Below are 17935 nucleotides of genomic sequence, written 5' to 3' on the forward strand. Positions count from 1 at the left end.
CACTGTGACTGACACTGTCGACAAGGTTCCGGCGTCGGCGCTACCGCCGGAGCAGATCAAGGCCATCCCGGTGCGTCACTACGGGCGCTGGGTGGCCGCGGTCGTGGTCGTCGCGATCCTGGTGCTGATCGGGATCGCGTTCTCCAACGCCAACATCAACTACGACGTCATCCCGGACTACCTCACGGCCGACACCATCCTGTCCGGCGCCTGGGCCACGTTGTACATCTCGGTGCTCTCCATGGCGCTCGGCCTCGTCCTGGGCGTGGTCCTCGCCGTGATGCGCATGTCGTCGAACCCGGTCACGAGCACCGTGTCCTGGTTCTACATCTGGTTCTTCCGCGGCACGCCGGTGCTGGTGCAGTTGCTGCTCTGGTACAACATCGCCCTCGTGTTCCCCGTCCTGAACCTGGGGTTCTACAAGGACGAGATGAACCAGGTGATGACGCCGTTCCTGACGGCGCTGCTGGGTCTCGGGCTGAACGAGGCCGCGTACATGGCCGAGATCGTGCGGGCCGGTATCCAGTCCGTGGACGAGGGGCAGACGGAGGCGTCGCACGCGCTGGGCATGACGCGGGGGCAGACGCTGCGCCGCGTCGTCCTCCCGCAGGCCATGCGCGTGATCGTGCCGCCCAGCGGCAACGAGTTCATCAACATGCTGAAGACGTCGTCGCTGGTCTACACGGTGCAGTTCACCGAACTCATCAAGGCGGCCCAGGACATCTCCAGCACCTCGCTGGCGGTGGTCGAGATGTACTTCGTGGCCTCGATCTGGTATCTGCTCCTGACCAGCATCTTCAGCATCGGTCAGTACTATCTGGAGCGCCGCTACGCGCGTGGTTCGACGCGTAATCTGCCGCCGACCCCGTTGCAGCGTCTCAAGGCGAACGTCCGCCTGTTCGCTTCGTTCCGCCGTCCGGAGGCCGTCCGATGACCGCTCTCAGCAAGGGCACCGATCTCGACAAGGGCACCGGCCGCCCGATGGTCAAGGCCGAGGGCGTGCACAAGTCCTTCGGGCCGGCGCACATCCTCAAGGGCATCGACCTGGAGGTGAACCCGCGCGAGGTGTTCTGCCTGATCGGCCCGTCCGGCTCCGGCAAGAGCACGTTCCTCAGGTGCATCAACCATCTTGAGAAGATCAGCGCCGGCCGGCTGTACGTCGACGGCGGCCTGGTCGGCTACCGGCAGAAGGGCGACAAGCTCTACGAGCTGAAGGAAAAGGAAGTGGCGGCGCAGCGACGGGACATCGGCATGGTGTTCCAGCGCTTCAACCTCTTCCCCCACATGACGGCTCTGGAGAACGTCATGGAGGCCCCGGTCCTGGTCAAGCGCGAGACCAAGGCCATCGCCCGGGAGCGGGCCGCACGCCTGCTGGACCGGGTGGGCCTCGGCGATCGCAAGGGTCACTACCCCGCCCAGCTCTCCGGCGGCCAGCAGCAGCGGGTGGCGATCGCCCGGGCGCTGGCCATGGAGCCGAAGCTGATGCTCTTCGACGAGCCGACCTCGGCCCTCGACCCGGAGCTGGTCGGCGAGGTCCTCGACGTCATGCGGGACCTCGCCGAGGACGGCATGACCATGATCGTGGTCACCCACGAGATGGGCTTCGCCCGTGAGGTCGGCGACTCGCTGGTCTTCATGGATGACGGTGTGGTGGTCGAATCCGGCCACCCGCGCGAGGTCCTGACGAACCCCCGGCACGACCGCACCAAGTCGTTCCTCTCCAAGGTGCTGTGACTCCCCCGCGGGTTCACCCTCGACCGTAAGCGGGTTCCCCTCGACCGTAGGTACGTTCGCACATCCCGCCATGCACGTCTGCATGGCGGGATGTGTGGCGTCCGGGCCGATCATCGCTGTCGCCCGGCGGCGATGAGCGCCGCCCCTGCGTACGGGGAGAGATCCATGAAGGCGAAGACGAGGCTGCTGGCGGTCGTACCGCTGGCCATGACGATGGTCGTCGGCGTGAACGCCGCCGAGGCGAACGCGGTCACCAAGCACTGGTCGAGCAAGCCGTACGGCGGCGGGTTCTCGACCTGGTCGGCGCCGTTGGACCGGTGTGTCACGGTCAACATCAGCGGGACGATGGAGTACCGCTGGTGGCGCAAGCAGCCCACGACCAACCGCAAGGACATGTGGATCGACCAGGTCCGGCTGAAGAAGCCCCAGATGGAGATGATCGTCAAGGGCAACTGCCGCGCCAACGGCGCCCCGCGCAAGCTCACCGCCGCGAAGATGTCGCAGGTCATCTACGACCACGGGTGCAAGACCTCCACGGCCATCACCGTCAGCTACCCGTTCGCCGTCGGTGTCACGCCGACCAAGAAGTGCGGCCGGATCAAGGTGGCCAAACGGAAGTCCTCGTTCTCGAACGACAACTCGAAGTACTACCAGTTCAACACGGGTCGTCCCGCGACGTTCAAGCCGGACGGCATGGACGCCGCTCCCTACAAGGGCAGGAAGAGCATCTGCCTGCGGGCCGACGTGACGGCCACCGCGGTCATCAAGAACTACGACGACTCGTTCAGCAAGACGATGAGCATCTGCGCGAAGGTCTTCAACTAGGAGAGCGGGTACGGACCCTCCGGTCCGTACCCACTCTCGTACTGCTCCCAAGGCCCCGTAGGGCGGCGTTCACGCCGCTCTGAGTGACTCCGCCGACGCTCGGGCCGCGTGCGTGACCACCGCGCGAATGGGGCCGAGCACACGGAACCGGCGGCCGTACGGCGTGTCCCGGGACTGGACCATCGACTGCTCCACGAGTGAGGCCAGCAAGGACACGACGCAGGTGGGGGACAGTGGAGGTCGCGAAGAAGCTCCCGCGGGATCCTCCACGTCCTCCAGGCTGAAAGCGCCGGGGAGCTCGGAGAGGCGCTGCAGGAGCAGTCGCTCCGCCTCGTCGAGGCGCTGGTATGACCACGCGAAGACGGACGTGAGCGTGGCGGGCCGTTCTCGGACATAGGGCGACCGGGTGGCCCGCGCGGGAGGGGTCGGTGCCATCAGGCAGTCGAGGCTGGTGTCAAGACGGTCCGCGAGCGTCTTCATGGGGAGGACGCGGAGCCGGGCGGCGGCCAGTTCGAGTGCCAGAGGCAGGCCGTCCAGGCGGCGGCAGATACGCCCGGCCAGGGAACGGTCGCCGTGCGTGGCCCGGTACCCGGGCATGGCCTGGGCGGCCCGGTTCAGGAACAGCAGGGTGGCCGCGGTCTCCTCGTCGGCGACGGGGGTGGACAGCGGGCCCAGGGGCCAGACCACTTCACCGCTGATCCGCAGTGGGGCGCGCGATGTGGCGAGCACTGTCACATCAGGGTGAGCGAGCAGCCGGCGGACCAGAGAGGTGACGGCGGAGCCCATTGGGTCGAAGTCGTCCAGAACGACCAGCGTGCGCCTGCCCGGGCCGACGGTGAGCGCCTCACCGACATCGTCCGCCTGTTCGGAATCCAGCAGGGACACAAGCCTCGACAGTGCCGTCCGGCTGGGCGTGGTGACCGTCACCCCGTTGGGAAATCGGTCGGCCACCACACGCGCGGTGTCCAGAGCGAGCGCCGATTTTCCGCATCCGCCAGGACCCGTGACGGTCACCAGTCGCCCTTCCAGGGCGAGTTCGGCGAGCTCGGCGCGCTCGCGGTCGCGCCCGAGTACGGCGACGTGTGGTCGCGTCCCTTGCCAGTGAGGTTTGCCCACGGCGGTGCGGACGGAGAGGGGAGCGGCCGGCGGAGCAGAGATCTCATTGGCGAGAATCGCGCGGTGCAGCGCGCGGAGTTCGGCGTTCGGTCCGACGCCGAGTTCCCTGTCCAGCAGGGAGCACAACTCCTGGTACGTCTCCAGGGCTTCCTTCGTGCGGCCGCATCGGTGCAGGGCCAGGATCAGCCGCCCCCAGCGGTACTCGCGGAACGGCTGGGCCTGCACCAGCGTCCTGAACTCCCCTACCGCGTGGGCATGTTCACCCGCTGACAGGCGGGCGTCCATCATGTCCTCCTGGACGCTCAGCCGCATCTCCTCAAGTCGGGTGACCTGCGCCCGCAGAGGTTCCGACAGCTCCAGCGACTCCAGGACGTCGCCCCTCCACAGGTCCAGCGCCGCGACAAAGAACCGTACCGCCTGGTGTGACCGATCGGAGCGGGCGGCTTCCCGGGCGTCGGCGACGCGCCGCTCGAAGGCGGACAGGTCGAACTCGTCGGGGGCGATCCGGATGCCGTAGCCACCGCGGGACGCGACGACTATGGGCGCTCCCTGATCGTCCAAGTGCCGGCGGAGTGTGGAGATGTACGAGTGGAGATTGGCGCGGGCAGACGAAGGTGGTGCGTCTCCCCACAGGACGTCGATCAACTCATCGGTGGGGACGGTATGTCCATGGCGTAGCAGCAGAGCTGCCAGCAAAAGGCGGGTTTTGCGGCGAACAAGAGCCACCGGTTCACCTTTGTCGGTATTTATACGCAGTGGCCCCAGAATGTAGAATTTCATTGTCTATCCCCCGTGTTCAGTAGCCGGATACTACTGAACACGGGGGACTTCGATCCAGTATCAATAGGCCTTTATCAGTAGACCTTTACACAGATCTTCGCGGTCTTCCCGAAGGAATCCGAACGGCTACCGTCGTACGCGGTGTAGACGGCGTCGGCCCGCACACAGGCCTGGTTACGGCCGGCGATGGGTGCGGCACTGATGGTCTTCTTGAAAGTCGCCTTCCGGCCACTGTTGAACTGGGCGTACGTCGAGGCGTTGTTGGTGTACTTGGTCGACATCTTGGCGGTCTTGATGCGGCCGCACTTCTGGGTGGGCGTCACGCCTACCGCGAAGGGAAAACTGACCGTGATGGCCGTGGAGGTCTTGCACCCGGAGTCGTAGTAGCGCTGCGACAACGACGCGTCGGTCAGCTTCTTGGGTGCCCCGGCACGGCCGCACTTACCCTTGATGCGCATCACCATCTGCGGGTCCTTGAGGCGGATCTGCTCGACCCACTTCTCCTTGGAGCCCGGCTTCTTGTACCACCAGAGGTACTCCATCTTCCCGGTCAGATCGACCACAATGCACTTTTGCAGCGGCTTGGAGTAATTCACGAACGTCACGCCGTACGGCTTGCTCGACCATTTCTTGGTCACCGCTTCCGCCTGCGCGTTCATGCCCACAACCATCATCAGGGCCAGCGGCGCGACAGCCAGGGCACGCTTCTTCGCCTTCACTCGCACTCTCCTTGGGAACGGGCGGCGCCGATCACCACCTGAGGCGACGATCGCGCGGCCCGCCACACACCCCGCCATACGCGAGTGCATGGTGTGCGTGGCGCGCGAGGTGTGCGTGGCGCGCCCGGACACCGCACTCCGGACACAGAACTCACCTTCGCGAGGAGGGACTTCGCGCAGTCGTGCCGCGCGCTACTTGAGCGCCAGCACCAGCGAGTCCGACGGCGAGCTCCACACCGTGCGGGCCTCGGCGAAGCCCTTGTCGCGCAGGACGCGCGTGTGCCAGTCGGCGCTCTGGACGTCGCCCTCGGCGTGCTCGCCGTAGATCTCGAAACGGCGGGCCGTCGGCGCGGCGAGGACGGGGTCCTGGGCGGCGAGCTGCCACCATGCGGCCCAGTCGACGGCACCCTTCGCCTTGGCCTGTTCCATACGGGCGTGGCGGTGCGCGCGCTCCGCCGCGTTGATCCGGGGCGTGGTCTCGTCGATCATGTGGTCCGCGTTCACGAAGACACCGCCGTCGCGGACGAGCTCCGCGACCTGACCGTAGAGGGCGGCGAGGGGTTCGCTGTGCAGCCAGTGCAGGGCGGTGGCCGTCAGGACGGCGTCGTACGCGTCGTACGGCAGTTGCGTGGGCCAGTCGGGGTCGGTGAGGTCGGCGGTGACGAAGGTGACGCGCCGGTCGCCCGTGAAGGTGCCCTCGGCGATGGTGAGGAGCGCGGGGTCGAGGTCGATACCGGTGCTGACGGCGTTCGGGAACCGCGCGAACAGCCTGGACGTGATGGATCCCGTACCGCAGGCGAGGTCGAGGACGCGGGGTTCGGGGCCGACGAGGGCCTCGACCATGTCCAGCATGACCCGGAACCGCTCCTCGCGGTCCGGCATGTACCACTCCTGCTGCCGGTCCCAGCTCTCCTGCCAGGCGCGCCAGTCGGTTCCGGTCGTGGTGGTCATGGAAGCCCCCTTGTCTCCGCACACCGCGTCGCACGCGCAATACCCGTAGCACCCGTAATACCCGCGATATCCGTAATACCCTGTAAGCGTGAGCAGCTGTTACTGACCGCATCGACGACGATAGACCGCCCCCGTAAGGACTACAAGTGGAACTGGCCTATTACTCGGATTACGCCGTGCGTCTCGTCAACACCGAGGAGCCGTCCCGGGGCAAGGACACGCTGACCTCGGTGGACGCGGTGCGTGACCTCTTCGGGGTCAACCAGTCGGCGGCCCGTCGCGCCACGGACGCCGACGTGACGCGATTCCGCTCGGTCCGCACCCGGCTGCGGGCGGTCTTCGAGGCGGCGGACGGCGGCGACGAGACCCTGGCCGTGGACCTCCTGAACTCACTCCTCCTGGAGTTCCCGGTGAGCCCGCAGATCTCCGGCCACGACTTCCGCGACGACGACGGCCGCCCGCTGTGGCACATGCACCTGGCGGACCATCCCTCGAACGCGACCGCGGGCTATGCCGCCATCGCCACGATGGGCCTCGCGTTCCACCTGACCGAGTACGGCGTGGACCGCCTCGGCCTCTGCGAGGCCGCACCGTGCCGCAACGCCTACCTCGACACCTCCACCAACCGCTCCCGGCGCTACTGCTCGGACCGCTGCGCGACCCGCGCCAACGTGGCGGCCTACCGCGCCCGCAAACGCCTGGAGGCGGACCGGTCGCAGAGCACGGGACGGGCGGCCGACACGACCCAGCGAGCGAGCGCGAACGGCGAACGCTGACCGTCGCCATCGCCGTCGCCGCCGACGGGGCGGGGCCTGGGCCGGAAACGGAACCGCACCTTCCCCAGCACGAGTTCGTCGGGCACGACCCCGTAGTCCGTGCTGTCCCCGCCGGCGTACGCGTTGTCCCCGAGCACCCACCAGCCGCCGTCGCGCCGCTCGGCGATCCGCTTGACGACGAGCAGGTCCTGCTGGAAGGGGTGCCGCAGCACGACCACGTCACCGACCCGCAGCCGCGCCCCGTAGTGGACGAGCAGCCGGTCCCCGTGGTGCAGCGTCGGCACCATGGACGGTCCCGTGACCTCCGCTGCCCCCAAGGGCAGGACGGCCCTCCCCCGCTCGGTCTCCTGCGACAGCTCCGGCATCACCCGGCACCTCCCCGGTTCCATCCTCCACCAGTCCCAGTCTGACCCCGGACTTTTGTCCTAAGCCCATGGGGGCACTCGCCAAAACCTCTCACGCAGGGAGTAATGTCCCACCTGAGAAGACGATCACGAGGAAGGAATGCTCCATGCTTTCCCGCCTGTTTGCCCCCAAGGTCAAGGTCAGCGCACACTGCGACCTGCCCTGCGGTGTGTACGACCCGGCCCAGGCCCGCATCGAGGCGGAGTCGGTGAAGGCCGTGCAGGAGAAGATGGCCGCCAACGACGACCCGCACTTCCAGGCTCGCGCGACCGTCATCAAGGAGCAGCGCGCCGAACTCGCCAAGCACCACGTGTCGGTCCTGTGGAGCGACTACTTCAAGCCCCCGCACTTCGAGAAGTACCCGGAGCTGCACGTCCTGGTCAACGACACCCTGAAGGCCCTCTCGGCCGCCAAGGCGTCCACCGACCCGGCCACGGGCCAGAAGGCGCTCGACTACATCGCCCAGATCGACAAGATCTTCTGGGAGACCAAGAAGGCCTGACCCGGGCTCTCTCGACCGCACCCGGTCCGTTTGCCGCCGTCCCGTACGGCGGTGTGACGGGCCGGGTGCGGTCGTTCGAGCCTGGCCGAGGCAGCCTGGACGCGGGCAGCGGTTCCTCAGCGGCGGCAGACGAGGATGCCGCCCAGGCACGTGACCTCGAAGGCCCCATGTTGGGCAATGTGATCCAGGAGGATCGTGCGGGCCCGCACGATCGTGGCCTCGAAGGGCACGTCGTGCTGGTCCGCCCATGCGCGGTAAGAAGCCATATGCGCGATGACCGGCTCAGGATCCTGGACCGTGATGGTGCCGGGCAGTTCGATCGTCTCCACGCGACCGAACTCCTCCCCCAGGAAGGCCCCGGCCTCCTCCAGGGAGAAACGGGCGCTCAGCGAGATGCGGGCCGGTCCACGTCCGATGCCGAGGACGTCGCCTGCGGCCCGCTGCCACAAGTCGTCGAGTTCGGCCTTGTCCCGGTCGCTGTTGGTGGAGGCGATCACCAGCCCGTAACGGGCGACGACGCGGGACAGCTCCCGCACTGCCTGGGGGATGTCGGGGACGTGGTAGAGCATGTGCAGCGCCAGGGCAGCGTCGACGCTCGCCGTCGCCAACGGCAGGCGAGTGGCATCCGCCACGGCGACGGGGCCGGGCACCCCGGCGAGGATGCCGGGAGCGATGTCCAGGCCGAGCAGGGCCAGATCGGGCCGGTCCTCGCGAAGCCGCTGGATGAACTTGCCGTTGCCGCAGCCGACATCGACCACGCACCCGCGCACACCGCTCAGTTGCTCGGCGACGATGCCGGGCAGGTCGTAACGGGGCGTCTGCCACTGGTAGAGCGACTGGCGGGCGGCCAAGTCCCTGTCGCTGTTGTAGGCGCTTCCGGCGAGGCGGCTCCGGTCGGTGACGGCGGCGTCGTGTGCGGCGGACAGTTCGGTCACGTCGGCAGCTCCGGTGGGCGGGCGGCGAGTGAGGCCGCGAGGACGGCCGTGTGCTTGAGTCGTTCGCGTAGGGGTGCGGCTGTGCGGCTCCACCGTACTGCCGCTCTCCCATCGAACTGCACGCCACTGTGCTGCACATCGAGGTGCACGACGGCGACAACGGCACACCCGCCAAACGGGAGCCACGGGGCACCCGCCGACGGCGGCCGCGGCCTGCAGCTGGTGTCGAGGAACTCGCCCTGTCCAACCCCCACGGCACACTCCACGTCATGGTCAAGGGTGGCGACTGGGTCTTCGGCTCTCACCTGGTCGACGAGGCCCTCCAGGCCGTCGGCCTCACCCGCGCCCAACTCCCCGCCCGCTTGTTCTGCCCGCAGGTCGTCACCGACCGGCGCCAAGCTGTCCAAGTCGCTGGTACGCGAGGGCCGTTCGCCGTCGCCCGAGGGCGCCGCCGACTGGATGCTCGACACCCGGCAGTGGCCCGGCACCGTCGCGGAGTACGCCGAGCAACTGCTGGCCATGACCGATACGTTGCTGTCCGACCCCCGCCACTTCTTCCGCTCATACTCGGCCGCCGAGATCGGCCGCATGATGACCGCACCAGCCCTCAGGAGCATTGCTGCCCCACGACCGACACCACCGCCCGCGGCCGCGAACTCAACCTCTACCGCCAGTACTTCGGCCTCGTCGCCGCGGGCACCAAGACCATCGAGGTGCGGGTGAAATACCCGCACCTCGCCGACCTCGCCGCCTGCGACGTAATCCGCTTCCGCATCAAGGGCACTAACGAGACCTGTGAGGTCAAGGTCAAGCGCGTCACCGAGTACCCCGACTTCGAGGCACTGCTCGACGGCGAGGGGCCGGCCAACATCAACCCGACCGCCACTCGCGAACAGCAGCTCGGCAGCATCCGCACCATCTACCCGTCCGAGAAGGAAGCCCTCGGCGCCCTCGCCATCGAGATCCAACGCACTGCTGCATGATCCGAGCTGAGCTGGAGGGCAGCTACCGCCTTCCAGCGTCGGCTGCCCTGGATACAGTGACTCGGCCGCGAACTCACGAACACATGGCTTGCGAGGGGCCTCGGGCGCCGTGCCCCGTTGTGATCGCGAAGCGCCGACCCAATCTGCCCAAAGCGGCCGAGGAAGGGACGTAACCGTGGCTCAGTCGCAGACCGACCACCAGCCCAAAGCCCTCCCTACTGCCCTCGAATCCATGACCCTGCTGGTCGCCGCCGTCATCGTCCACGACAAGGCCACCAACCGCGTCGTCCTCCTCCAGCGCAGCCAGAACGCCAAATTCGCCCAGAGCATGTGGGACCTCCCCGTCGGCAAGAGCGAAGCCAGAGAACCCATCACCCAAACCGCCGTACGCGAGCTGCACGAAGAGACCGGCCTGACCGTGAAGCCGGAGTCCCTGAAGGTCGCCCACATCATCCACGGGGCCTGGGGCGTCGAAGCGCCCAACGGCTTCCTCACGGTCGTCTTCGTCGCCCACGAGTGGTCCGGCGAGCCCGAGAACCGCGAACCGCGCAAACACTCCCAGGTCCGCTGGGTCGACGCAGACGCAATCCCCGAGAACTTCGTGGACACCACCTCAAGCGCCCTCCGCCGGTACCTCGCGGGAGGCCCGGAGGTCTCCCTCGACGGCTGGCAATAGAGGCGCCTACTGCGGCCGACTGAAATCGATCACTGAGGGTAGGGCCCACTGTGAACCGTCTTCGGTCCAGGCTCGTGCGTGCTGTCAGCCCGTCGGGTGGGAGCCCGGGGTGTGGCCGAAGGTGCGGCGGAAGACGTCGATGAAGGCGCTGGCGGAGGACCAGCCGCATTGATGCGCCACCGCGGTCACCGGCGCCCGCTCGGCCAGGAGGACCAGTGCGTGATGGAGACGCAGTTGTGTGCGCCACTGCGGGAAGGTCATGCCGAGGTCACTGCGGAACAGCCGGGACAGTGTGCGGTCGCTCGCCCCGACCTCGCGGCCGAGTTCGGCAAGCGTGCGTCCGTCGCCCGGGTCGGCTTTGAGGATGTCGCACAGGGTGCGCAGCAGGGGCGTGGTGGGAGTGGGTAGGTGCAGCGGTTGCTGGGGTGATGCCCGCAGCTGGTCGAGGAGAACCGCGCGAAGGCGGGCCCGTTCGGGGCTGTCGTCGTTCTCGGCGCGTGTGTAAGCGATGATCAGTTCGCGCAGCAGCGGGCCGACGGCCAGCACGGTCGGTGCGTTGAGGCCGAGCGGGTTCTCGATGGCGGACAGTCCCACCGTGTGCAGGTCGAGTTCGCCGTAGGCCCGGTGCGCGTGCACGGTGCCGGCCGGCACCCAGATGGCGCGCGTGCCGGGGGCGACCCAGGATCCCTTGCTGGTCGTGACGGCCAGTACCCCGCGGCCTGCATAGATGATCTGGTGATCGTCGTGCCGGTGGGCATCAATTGCAGCGCCGGACGACAGCCATTGGGTGCGGGTCGGGGCTACGGGATCGTGGCGGATTTCCATCATCATGTGGCATTTTATCGGAAGCGTGACATGATGCCGGGCCCGGAACATGACGGGATGCGAAGGAACACCTCGATCGTTCTGCTGTCCGTGGGCCACGCCTGTGTCGACGTCTACCAAGGTGCCGTGGCGGCCCTGGTGCCGTTCTTCATCGCGGAGCGCGCCTACACCTACGCGGTCGCCTCGGGCATCGTGCTGGCCGCCTCGCTGCTGTCCTCGGTGGCACAGCCGGTGTTCGGCGCTCTCACCGACCGCTGGGCCATGCCCTGGCTGCTGCCGGTCAGCACGCTGCTCGGCGGTGCTGGCATCGCGCTCAGCGGACTGAGCGGCTCCTACGCGCTCACGCTCGTGTTCGTCGCTGTATCGGGGATCGGTGTGGCCGCCTACCACCCGGAATCCGCCCGCGTCACCCGCATCGCCAGCCAGGGCAGCCACCGGGCCATGGGCTGGTTCTCCACCGGCGGCAATATCGGCTTCGCGCTGGCCCCGCTCATGGTCGCCGCCGTGGTGGCCACCGGAGGACTGAGCTGGACGCCGCTGCTGGTGCTGCCAGCCCTCGCCGGAGCCGCGATGTGCCTGCCCGTGGTGCGAGCCCTGCAGCAGAGGCAGGCCGCCCGATCCGGTACGACAGTGCCGGCCGGGAGCGACGACACCACCTCCTTCGTGAAGCTGTCACTGGCCGTGGTGTTCCGGTCGATCGCGTTCATCGGTCTGAGCACCTTCATCTCGCTGTACGCCCGGCAGCGCCTGGGCGGCAGCACGGCCGCGGGCACCGCGGCCCTGTCCGTTCTCTACCTCGGCGGTGCGATCGGCTCGGTGCTGGGCGGGGCACTGGCCGCCCGCTGGGACCGGGTGACGGTCTCGCGCTGGTCGTACGTGTTCACGGCCGCCGCCATCGCGGGCGTGGTGTGGGTGCCGGGTCCGGCGATCTACCTGTCTGTGGCCCTGACCTCGGCCGGCCTGTATGTGCCCTTCTCCCTGCAGGTCACGCTCGGCCAGGACTACATGCCCTCACGGGTCGGCACCGCCAGCGGTATCACCCTCGGCCTGACCGTCAGCATCGGCGGCCTGGCCAGTCCCGCCATCGGCAGCCTCGCCGACGCCACGTCCCTGCAGGCCGCCCTGGCACCTCTCGTCCTGATGCCGGTGCTGAGCTGGTTACTGTTCCGCACCCTGCCCGAACCGAGCGTGCCGCAATCTCAGGCCGCGGCGCCTGCGAAGGGAGACGACACCGGTGCCGCCCGCAGTCCCACCCTTGCCGACCCCCGATGACCAACCCCTACCGCAGGGCCGACATCGGGTCACCGCAGTGAGTCCAAAGGCACCGGACGCCCAGGACCGCTGCCCGCTCCAGGAGTGGGGCTGCGCGGCGACCGCGTCCCGGCCGACCTGGCAGCTGCTGTCTCATCACCCCACGTCCGACGGTGACATCGAGTACTGCAAGTGCAGCTGCAACGCCGTCGTGATGCTCCAGCAGGGGCAACTCGCCAAGTTCACCGCCCCGCCCGTGGACAGCACTGACCCGTCAGTCCGAGATCCCGAAGACCGATCGAGAGGGGCCGCAAGCAGCTTCTGAGGAAGGCCCACTCCTTCTGGACCAACGCCCAGCTCCAGGAGTAGGACCATCGCTACTACGACGGTGGAGCGCCGCGGCAGTCCGCACACAGTCCGCAAGACACCCGATCAAGACCGTCGCATGCCATCGCCAGCAATCGATAAAAGGCCAGGTCAGCGCCCCACAGGAAAGATCCCCGCAGGTCACCGACCCGGCCCGCTACTGGGAGACCAAGAAGGCCCGACACCCCCGGGCCCTCCCCGCACCCGATCCGCATGCCGCCGTGGAACTTGGTTGGCGCGAGGGGTCGGGTGCGGTTTGTTTTCGACCGGACACGGGTGGGCGGGGGGATCCGGAAGGAGGGTGACGACTGCGGCGGCGTGCCCGAGGACGCTGGGCGGCGTCGGTTCTCAGCGACGGCAGACGAGGATGCCGCCCAGGCACGCAACCTCGAAGGCCCTGTACTGGGCAAGGCGATTTCGCCGCCCACGAACGGACCGGCGAACCCGAAAATCGCGGACCCCGCTCCATCGGCCCCAACGGCATGGCCGAGGTGCGCGGCACCCCCACCCCGGTCGGCCGCTCGTCGGCGGCCAGCGACCCGGACACCGCCCGCCGCCTGTGGGCCGCATCCGAGGAACTGACCGGCATCACCTTCCCCGAACCCGCCCTCACAGAGCGATGACCAAGTCCGTGGACGTGATCACATCGCCTGGTTCAAAATCAGGCCGCTGACGGGCCGGGCCAGATGGACGAGGCGTCGTCCCGGTGGGGGGACGGGAGGCGGATGGGGCGGACGGGGATCGTGTGGGTGTGGCCGTCCGTGGTTGTCGTCCAGGGGGCGGGGTGGCCCGTGTAGGACAGGGTCGTCAGGGCGAAGACGCCGTCGGCGTAGATCTCGACGTATTCGCCGATGGTGAGGATGCGGAGGGTGGTGGGGGGTTCGGGGAGGATCGTCTCGGCCAGGGGGGTGGCGTGGGGGCCGGTCGCCCTGAGGCTCTTGCCGTCGCAGGTCAGCGTGAGGGCCGGGAGGGCTGAGCCGGGGGCCTCGGTGCGCAGGGTGATGTCCACAGGGCGGCCCGAAAGTACGTCGATGTCGCCGACCGCGTGCAGCGACGGACCCTCCTGCTCCTCCCCCAGCCATGCGTCCAGGCCCGGCCACCATTCCAGGCGGGGCGCCGAATCGTCCCGTACGACAAGGGACTTGGGCTGGGCCAGCATGCCGCGGCAGTGGGCGCCGGTGTCGGTGAGGCCGACTCGGCGGGGGGTGGTGTGCAGGACCACTCGGGTGCCGTCGGGGGCGGGGATGACGCGGGGGGCGTAGGAGCCGGTGGGGCCCAACTGGCCGCGGCGGGTCCAGGGGCCGCGGAGGCGGGGGGCGGTCCAGGCCTCGAAACCTCGTGTCGCGCCGATCGAGCCGAGCAGCAACCAGGTGCCGTCGTCGAGGCGTTCCAGGACCGGGCATTCCAACTCGTCCACGTCACCCGGGGAGATCAGCGGGGGGTGGACCGTCCAGTGCTCCAGGTCGGGGGATGTCGCCCAGGCGACGCAGCCGCTGACCTCGACCGGGAGTGAGGCGTCGGCGGCGCAGACCACCATCACCCAGCCGTCCGACTCGTCGTCGCGTACGACGAACGGGTCGCGCCAGCCCATGCGTTCGCCGGTGCGGTACCAGCGCGGGTCCGCCTCGGCGACGGGGGCCGTGCCGTGGCGGCGCCACTCGGTGCCGTCGGTGCGGTCTGAGTATGCGAGACCGACCGACTGGAGGGGCCAGCCGTCCGGGGTCAGGCCGCTCACGCCCGTGTAGAACATCGCCATCCCCGCGCCGTGCCGGAACGGGTGCATGGTCCACACCGCCTGCTGGTCGAAGCGGCCGGGCAGGCCGTTGCCGAAGACGGTGCCCTCGGGCCGCCAGTCGACCAGGTCGGTGGAGGTGGCCCGGCCGTAGGAGGTCTCCATCCGCAGATGGTCGAACTCGGTGGTCCAGGGGCCCTGGAGATGCAGCACCGCGTAGGTGCCGTCGTCGTCGCGGAGCAGGGCGAAGTCGTTCACGCAGAGGCCGGGCGGGGCGTATCGCATGGGCGGTTCCTGTCGGCTCACAGCGCTCAAACGTGTGCGCTGACGATCAATAACAAAGGCATCACTTCGAAATCGGCCCAAGTAAAACTGAACGCAAACGCTTGCGCAACAGCGAGGTCGGGTTTACGGTCACGACACCCACAGCTCACACCGACGTGAAACCGACGGGAGAAAAGCGCCGTGACGGTCAGCATCACCGATGTCGCCCGCGCCGCCGGAGTCTCGGCGTCCACCGTGTCCCGCGCTCTGCGCGGCCGGCCGGGCGTCTCGGACGAGGTGCGCACCCAGATCACCGCCGTCGCCGCGGAACTCGGCTATACGGCATCCCGTTCGGCGTCCAGCCTGGCGAGCGGGCGAACGTACACAATCGGGGTCGTCGCCCCGTACATCGGCCGGTGGTTCTTCGGCACCGTGCTGGACGCCGCCGAGCAGGTGTTCAGCGCCGCCGGGTACGACGTACTGCTGTACAACCTCGGTTCGTCCGAGGCACGCAAGCGGTTCTTCACCAAGATGCCGGTCCGCAAGCGGGTCGACGCGGTGCTCTCCCTGCTCATCCCGGACGAGGAGGAGTCCGCCGCGCTGCGCTCGCTCGGGGTGCCGCTGGCCTCCACGGTCGGGGGCGCCCGGCCCGGCTTCACGGTGGTCGGCATCGACGACCGGGCGGGGGCCGAGAGCGCCGTACGGCATCTGGTGAACCTCGGCCACCGCCGGATCGGCATGATCGCCGGGGCGAGCGGTCCCCTGCACTGGACCACGCCCATCGACCGTCGCGCCGCCTACCTGCACGTTCTCGCCGAGGCCGGGATCGAGCACGACCCGGCCCTGGTGGCGGACGGCGACTACACCGTCGACGGCGGCGAGCGGGCGATGACCGAGTTGCTGGCCACTTCCCGGCCGCCGACCGCCGTGTTCGCGCAGTCCGACGAGATGGCGATGGGCGCGCTGCGCGCGCTCAGACGGCATCGGCTGCGGGTGCCGGAGGACGTGTCCGTCGTCGGCTTCGACGATCACGAACTCGCCGACGTGGTCGGGCTGACCACCGTCGCCCAGCCGGTCGCCGGCCAGGGCGCGGAGGCCGCCCGGCTGCTGCTGCGGCAGCTCGACGAGCCGGATTCCGCCCCGGCTGGCCGGGTGGAGATGCCCATCCGTCTCGTCCTGCGCGACACAACGGCCCCGCCGCGCCCGCGCGGCCCGCAGTGACCCACCCCCCCTCGCTCCCCTCGACTCCTCTTGTCACGCCCCACGCCGGAAAGCACCGCACGCCGGAAGGCACCACCACACCCCCCACGCCGGAACGCACCACCGCACCTCGCACCCTCGCCCAGCACGGAGGCACACACCATGAGCTCGACGAGCAGCTCGAACAGCAGCCCGACCGGCAGAAGGTTCCGCCGTACGGCCCGTACGGGGCTGGCCCTCGTCCTCCCCCTGGCGGCGCTGGCCGCCTGCGGCGGGGGCGGCGGCTCCGACACCTCGGCCGAGGCCGGCAGCGGCGAGGGCACCATCAGCGTCTGGGCCCACCAGGGCCAGAAGAACGAGGCCGACGCGCTGCAGAGCGCGGTGAAGTCCTTCAACTCCTCGCAGGACAAGGTCAAGGTCGAGCTGAAGCTGATCCCGGACACCGACTACACCAAGACGATCACGGCAACCGACGCCGACAAGCTGCCGGACGTACTGGAGTTCGACGGCCCGACCATGGCGAACTTCGTCTACAACAAGAAGCTCGCCGCGCTCGACGACTACGTCTCCGCCAAGACCCTCGACAACGCCACCGACGCGAACAAGGCGCAGGGCGAGATCAACGGCAAGCACTACGGCCTCGGCATGTACGACTCCGGGCTCGGCGTGTACGGCAGCAAGAAGCTGCTGGACGCGGCCGGGGTGACGTATCCGAAGGGCGTGGACGACGCCTGGACGGCGGACGAGTTCGACGCCGCGCTGAAGGCGCTGAAGGCGAAGGACTCCGACGGCAAGGTCATCGACCTCCAGGAGGGCACCGGCTACGCCAACGAGTGGGGCACCTACGGCTTCGCCCCGATCGTCTGGTCGGCCGGCGGCGGCCTGCTCAAGGACGGCAAGGCGGAGGGCGCGCTCGACAGCGCGGCCGTGGTGTCGGCGTTCAAGACCTTCCAGTCCTGGAAGACGTACACGGACGCCAACACCGACGGCAACGCCTTCGCCAAGGGCCGCGTCGCCCTCAGCTGGGTCGGGCACTGGATGTACCCGGCGTACAGCGAGGCGCTCGGCGACGACCTCGTCGTGCTGCCCCTGCCCGACTTCGGCGACGGCCCCAAGACCGGCCAGGGCTCGTGGGCCTGGGGCGTCGGCGCCAACAGCAAGAACGCCAAGGCCGCGGGAACGTTCCTGGACTTCCTTCTCAACGACGCCAGCGTCACCGCGATGACGAAGGCCAACGGCGCCCCGCCGGCCACCAAGTCCGCGCTCACCGCGAGCGAGCTGTACAAGCAGGGCGGCCCGCTCCAGCTCTACGCCGACCAGCTCGCCAAGCCCTGCGGTGACAGCGACATCAGCAAGTCCTGCGTCGCCGTCACCCGCCCGGTGACCGCCGGATACCCCGTGGTGACCGCGAAGTTCAGCGAGGCCGTGAACTCCATCTACGGCGGCGCCGACCCGAAGGACGCCCTGTCCAAGGCCGCCCGCGCCATCGACCGGGACTTCTCGGACAACGCCGGTTACGAGATCCCGTAATCCCGCAGGACCCATCGGTGGGGAGCGGGCCGCGGCCCCCGCACCCGCTCCCGCCGGGGAACAGGACCCTTCGTCAACTTCTCGGCCGAGCACGACCTGGCTTGCCCACTCGGTCATGCACACTTCGTCGCGCTCCTGGCTACCCCCGACGACAGGACGGCCACAGATCGCATCTGCCACAAGGAGAAGCCCCCTTGCAGCACGGGCACGTTGACAAGTACCCACGCCGGGTTCGCCCCGACGACATCAGCCCGGTCGACGCCACCTACAACCGTGTCCCCGGTGAATGCCGGTTCGTGCCTTCAACGGGCTCGCAAGCTGGTGCGACGAGGCTACCGGGCCACGACGCCGACCGGGGCCAAAAG

General features: G+C 68.7%; 16 protein-coding genes and 3 pseudogenes. 12 read left to right on the forward strand and 7 right to left on the reverse strand.

Annotated features, from left to right (window positions below; all coding sequences use genetic code 11):
• Positions 1-4: 4 nt before the first annotated feature.
• The 3 genes from F3T56_RS34790 to F3T56_RS34800 all read left to right on the forward strand — a co-directional run bounded on the left by F3T56_RS34790 (position 5) and on the right by F3T56_RS34800 (position 2559).
• The gene (locus F3T56_RS34790) at positions 5-934 is read left to right on the forward strand and encodes an amino acid ABC transporter permease (RefSeq protein ID WP_149829338.1); all 930 of its coding nucleotides are present in this window, start codon (positions 5-7) and stop codon (positions 932-934) included.
• Positions 931-1734 (forward strand): amino acid ABC transporter ATP-binding protein, encoded by an 804-nt coding sequence (locus tag F3T56_RS34795; RefSeq protein ID WP_149829339.1) that lies wholly within the window; start codon positions 931-933, stop codon positions 1732-1734. The genes F3T56_RS34790 and F3T56_RS34795 overlap by 4 nt, the downstream gene beginning before the upstream one ends.
• A 165-nt stretch (positions 1735-1899) precedes the next feature.
• Positions 1900-2559, forward strand: a complete 660-nt coding sequence (locus F3T56_RS34800) for a hypothetical protein (RefSeq protein WP_149829340.1) — start codon at positions 1900-1902, stop codon at positions 2557-2559.
• 69 nt (positions 2560-2628) lie between these two features.
• On the opposite strand, the gene F3T56_RS34805 is transcribed toward F3T56_RS34800, so the two are convergent.
• The 3 genes from F3T56_RS34805 to F3T56_RS34815 form a co-directional block, all read right to left on the reverse strand.
• The gene (locus F3T56_RS34805) at positions 2629-4455 is read right to left on the reverse strand and encodes an AfsR/SARP family transcriptional regulator (protein WP_149829341.1); all 1827 of its coding nucleotides are present in this window, start codon (positions 4453-4455) and stop codon (positions 2629-2631) included.
• Between the two features lie 74 nt (positions 4456-4529).
• Positions 4530-5174 carry a hypothetical protein gene (locus tag F3T56_RS34810; RefSeq protein ID WP_149829342.1) on the reverse strand — a complete coding sequence of 215 codons (645 nt, stop codon included), beginning with the start codon at positions 5172-5174 and terminating at the stop codon, positions 4530-4532.
• A gap of 192 nt (positions 5175-5366) precedes the next feature.
• Positions 5367-6125: a class I SAM-dependent methyltransferase gene (locus tag F3T56_RS34815; protein ID WP_149829343.1), complete on the reverse strand. Its 759-nt coding sequence runs from the start codon at positions 6123-6125 to the stop codon at positions 5367-5369.
• A 146-nt stretch (positions 6126-6271) separates the two neighbouring features.
• On the opposite strand from F3T56_RS34815, the gene F3T56_RS34820 reads away from it, so the two are divergent.
• Positions 6272-6901, forward strand: a complete 630-nt coding sequence (locus tag F3T56_RS34820) for a CGNR zinc finger domain-containing protein (protein ID WP_149829344.1) — start codon at positions 6272-6274, stop codon at positions 6899-6901.
• On the opposite strand, the gene sodX is transcribed toward F3T56_RS34820, so the two are convergent.
• Positions 6805-7266 (reverse strand): nickel-type superoxide dismutase maturation protease, encoded by a 462-nt coding sequence (gene sodX / locus F3T56_RS34825; protein ID WP_149829345.1) that lies wholly within the window; start codon positions 7264-7266, stop codon positions 6805-6807. The two genes, F3T56_RS34820 and sodX, sit on opposite strands and share 97 nt — an antisense overlap.
• A 146-nt stretch (positions 7267-7412) precedes the next feature.
• Here sodX and sodN point away from each other — a divergent pair, with 146 nt between their 5' ends.
• Positions 7413-7808, forward strand: a complete 396-nt coding sequence (gene sodN, locus F3T56_RS34830) for a superoxide dismutase, Ni (RefSeq protein WP_149829346.1) — start codon at positions 7413-7415, stop codon at positions 7806-7808.
• Positions 7809-7924: 116 nt separating this feature from the next.
• Here the strand turns inward: sodN and F3T56_RS34835 are convergent, their stop codons facing one another.
• Positions 7925-8743: a class I SAM-dependent methyltransferase gene (locus F3T56_RS34835; RefSeq protein WP_149829347.1), complete on the reverse strand. Its 819-nt coding sequence runs from the start codon at positions 8741-8743 to the stop codon at positions 7925-7927.
• Positions 8744-8967: 224 nt separating this feature from the next.
• Between F3T56_RS34835 and F3T56_RS34845 the strand changes: the two are divergent.
• The 3 genes and pseudogenes from F3T56_RS34845 to F3T56_RS34855 form a co-directional block, all read left to right on the forward strand.
• A pseudogene (locus F3T56_RS34845) lies at positions 8968-9370 on the forward strand (hypothetical protein); the annotation flags it as partial.
• 2 nt (positions 9371-9372) lie between these two features.
• A pseudogene (locus tag F3T56_RS34850) lies at positions 9373-9726 on the forward strand (ASCH domain-containing protein); the annotation flags it as partial.
• 175 nt (positions 9727-9901) lie between these two features.
• Positions 9902-10402 (forward strand): NUDIX domain-containing protein, encoded by a 501-nt coding sequence (locus F3T56_RS34855; RefSeq protein ID WP_149829348.1) that lies wholly within the window; start codon positions 9902-9904, stop codon positions 10400-10402.
• Positions 10403-10486: 84 nt separating this feature from the next.
• On the opposite strand, the gene F3T56_RS34860 is transcribed toward F3T56_RS34855, so the two are convergent.
• On the reverse strand, positions 10487-11230 hold the full coding sequence (locus F3T56_RS34860; RefSeq protein ID WP_149829384.1) for a helix-turn-helix transcriptional regulator: 744 nt from the start codon (positions 11228-11230) through the stop codon (positions 10487-10489).
• A gap of 54 nt (positions 11231-11284) precedes the next feature.
• Here F3T56_RS34860 and F3T56_RS34865 point away from each other — a divergent pair, with 54 nt between their 5' ends.
• On the forward strand, positions 11285-12499 hold the full coding sequence (locus F3T56_RS34865; protein WP_149829349.1) for an MFS transporter: 1215 nt from the start codon (positions 11285-11287) through the stop codon (positions 12497-12499).
• Positions 12500-13314: 815 nt separating this feature from the next.
• A pseudogene (locus tag F3T56_RS34875) lies at positions 13315-13467 on the forward strand (oxidoreductase); the annotation flags it as partial.
• Positions 13468-13505: 38 nt separating this feature from the next.
• On the opposite strand, the gene F3T56_RS34880 reads toward F3T56_RS34875, so the two are convergent.
• A complete protein-coding gene (locus F3T56_RS34880; protein WP_149829351.1) occupies positions 13506-14861 on the reverse strand; it encodes a glycoside hydrolase family protein in 1356 nt (451 codons plus the stop codon).
• Between the two features lie 180 nt (positions 14862-15041).
• Between F3T56_RS34880 and F3T56_RS34885 the strand changes: the two genes are divergently transcribed.
• Both F3T56_RS34885 and F3T56_RS34890 read left to right on the forward strand, forming a co-directional pair.
• Positions 15042-16061, forward strand: coding sequence for a LacI family DNA-binding transcriptional regulator (locus F3T56_RS34885; protein ID WP_149829352.1), 1020 nt, complete (start codon positions 15042-15044; stop codon positions 16059-16061).
• 141 nt (positions 16062-16202) lie between these two features.
• Complete coding sequence (locus tag F3T56_RS34890; RefSeq protein WP_149829353.1) at positions 16203-17570, forward strand: ABC transporter substrate-binding protein; 1368 nt, start codon at positions 16203-16205, stop codon at positions 17568-17570.
• The last annotated feature ends 365 nt before the right edge of the window (positions 17571-17935 follow it).

The sequence above is a fragment of the Streptomyces tailanensis genome (genome assembly GCF_008386495.1).
GTDB lineage: Bacteria > Actinomycetota > Actinomycetes > Streptomycetales > Streptomycetaceae > Streptomyces > Streptomyces tailanensis.

Excerpts from the sequence above, each read along its gene's own strand:
- F3T56_RS34805 (WP_149829341.1), bottom strand. The coding sequence starts at position 4,455 with ATGAAATTCTACATTCTGGGGCCACTGCGTATAAATACCGACAAAGGT.
- F3T56_RS34890 (WP_149829353.1), top strand. The coding sequence starts at position 16,203 with ATGAGCTCGACGAGCAGCTCGAACAGCAGCCCGACCGGCAGAAGGTTC.
- F3T56_RS34865 (WP_149829349.1), top strand. The coding sequence starts at position 11,285 with ATGCGAAGGAACACCTCGATCGTTCTGCTGTCCGTGGGCCACGCCTGT.
- sodX (WP_149829345.1), bottom strand. The coding sequence starts at position 7,266 with ATGCCGGAGCTGTCGCAGGAGACCGAGCGGGGGAGGGCCGTCCTGCCC.
- F3T56_RS34880 (WP_149829351.1), bottom strand. The coding sequence starts at position 14,861 with ATGCGATACGCCCCGCCCGGCCTCTGCGTGAACGACTTCGCCCTGCTC.
- F3T56_RS34795 (WP_149829339.1), top strand. The coding sequence starts at position 931 with ATGACCGCTCTCAGCAAGGGCACCGATCTCGACAAGGGCACCGGCCGC.
- F3T56_RS34800 (WP_149829340.1), top strand. The coding sequence starts at position 1,900 with ATGAAGGCGAAGACGAGGCTGCTGGCGGTCGTACCGCTGGCCATGACG.
- F3T56_RS34860 (WP_149829384.1), bottom strand. The coding sequence starts at position 11,230 with ATGATGGAAATCCGCCACGATCCCGTAGCCCCGACCCGCACCCAATGG.
- sodN (WP_149829346.1), top strand. The coding sequence starts at position 7,413 with ATGCTTTCCCGCCTGTTTGCCCCCAAGGTCAAGGTCAGCGCACACTGC.
- F3T56_RS34815 (WP_149829343.1), bottom strand. The coding sequence starts at position 6,125 with ATGACCACCACGACCGGAACCGACTGGCGCGCCTGGCAGGAGAGCTGG.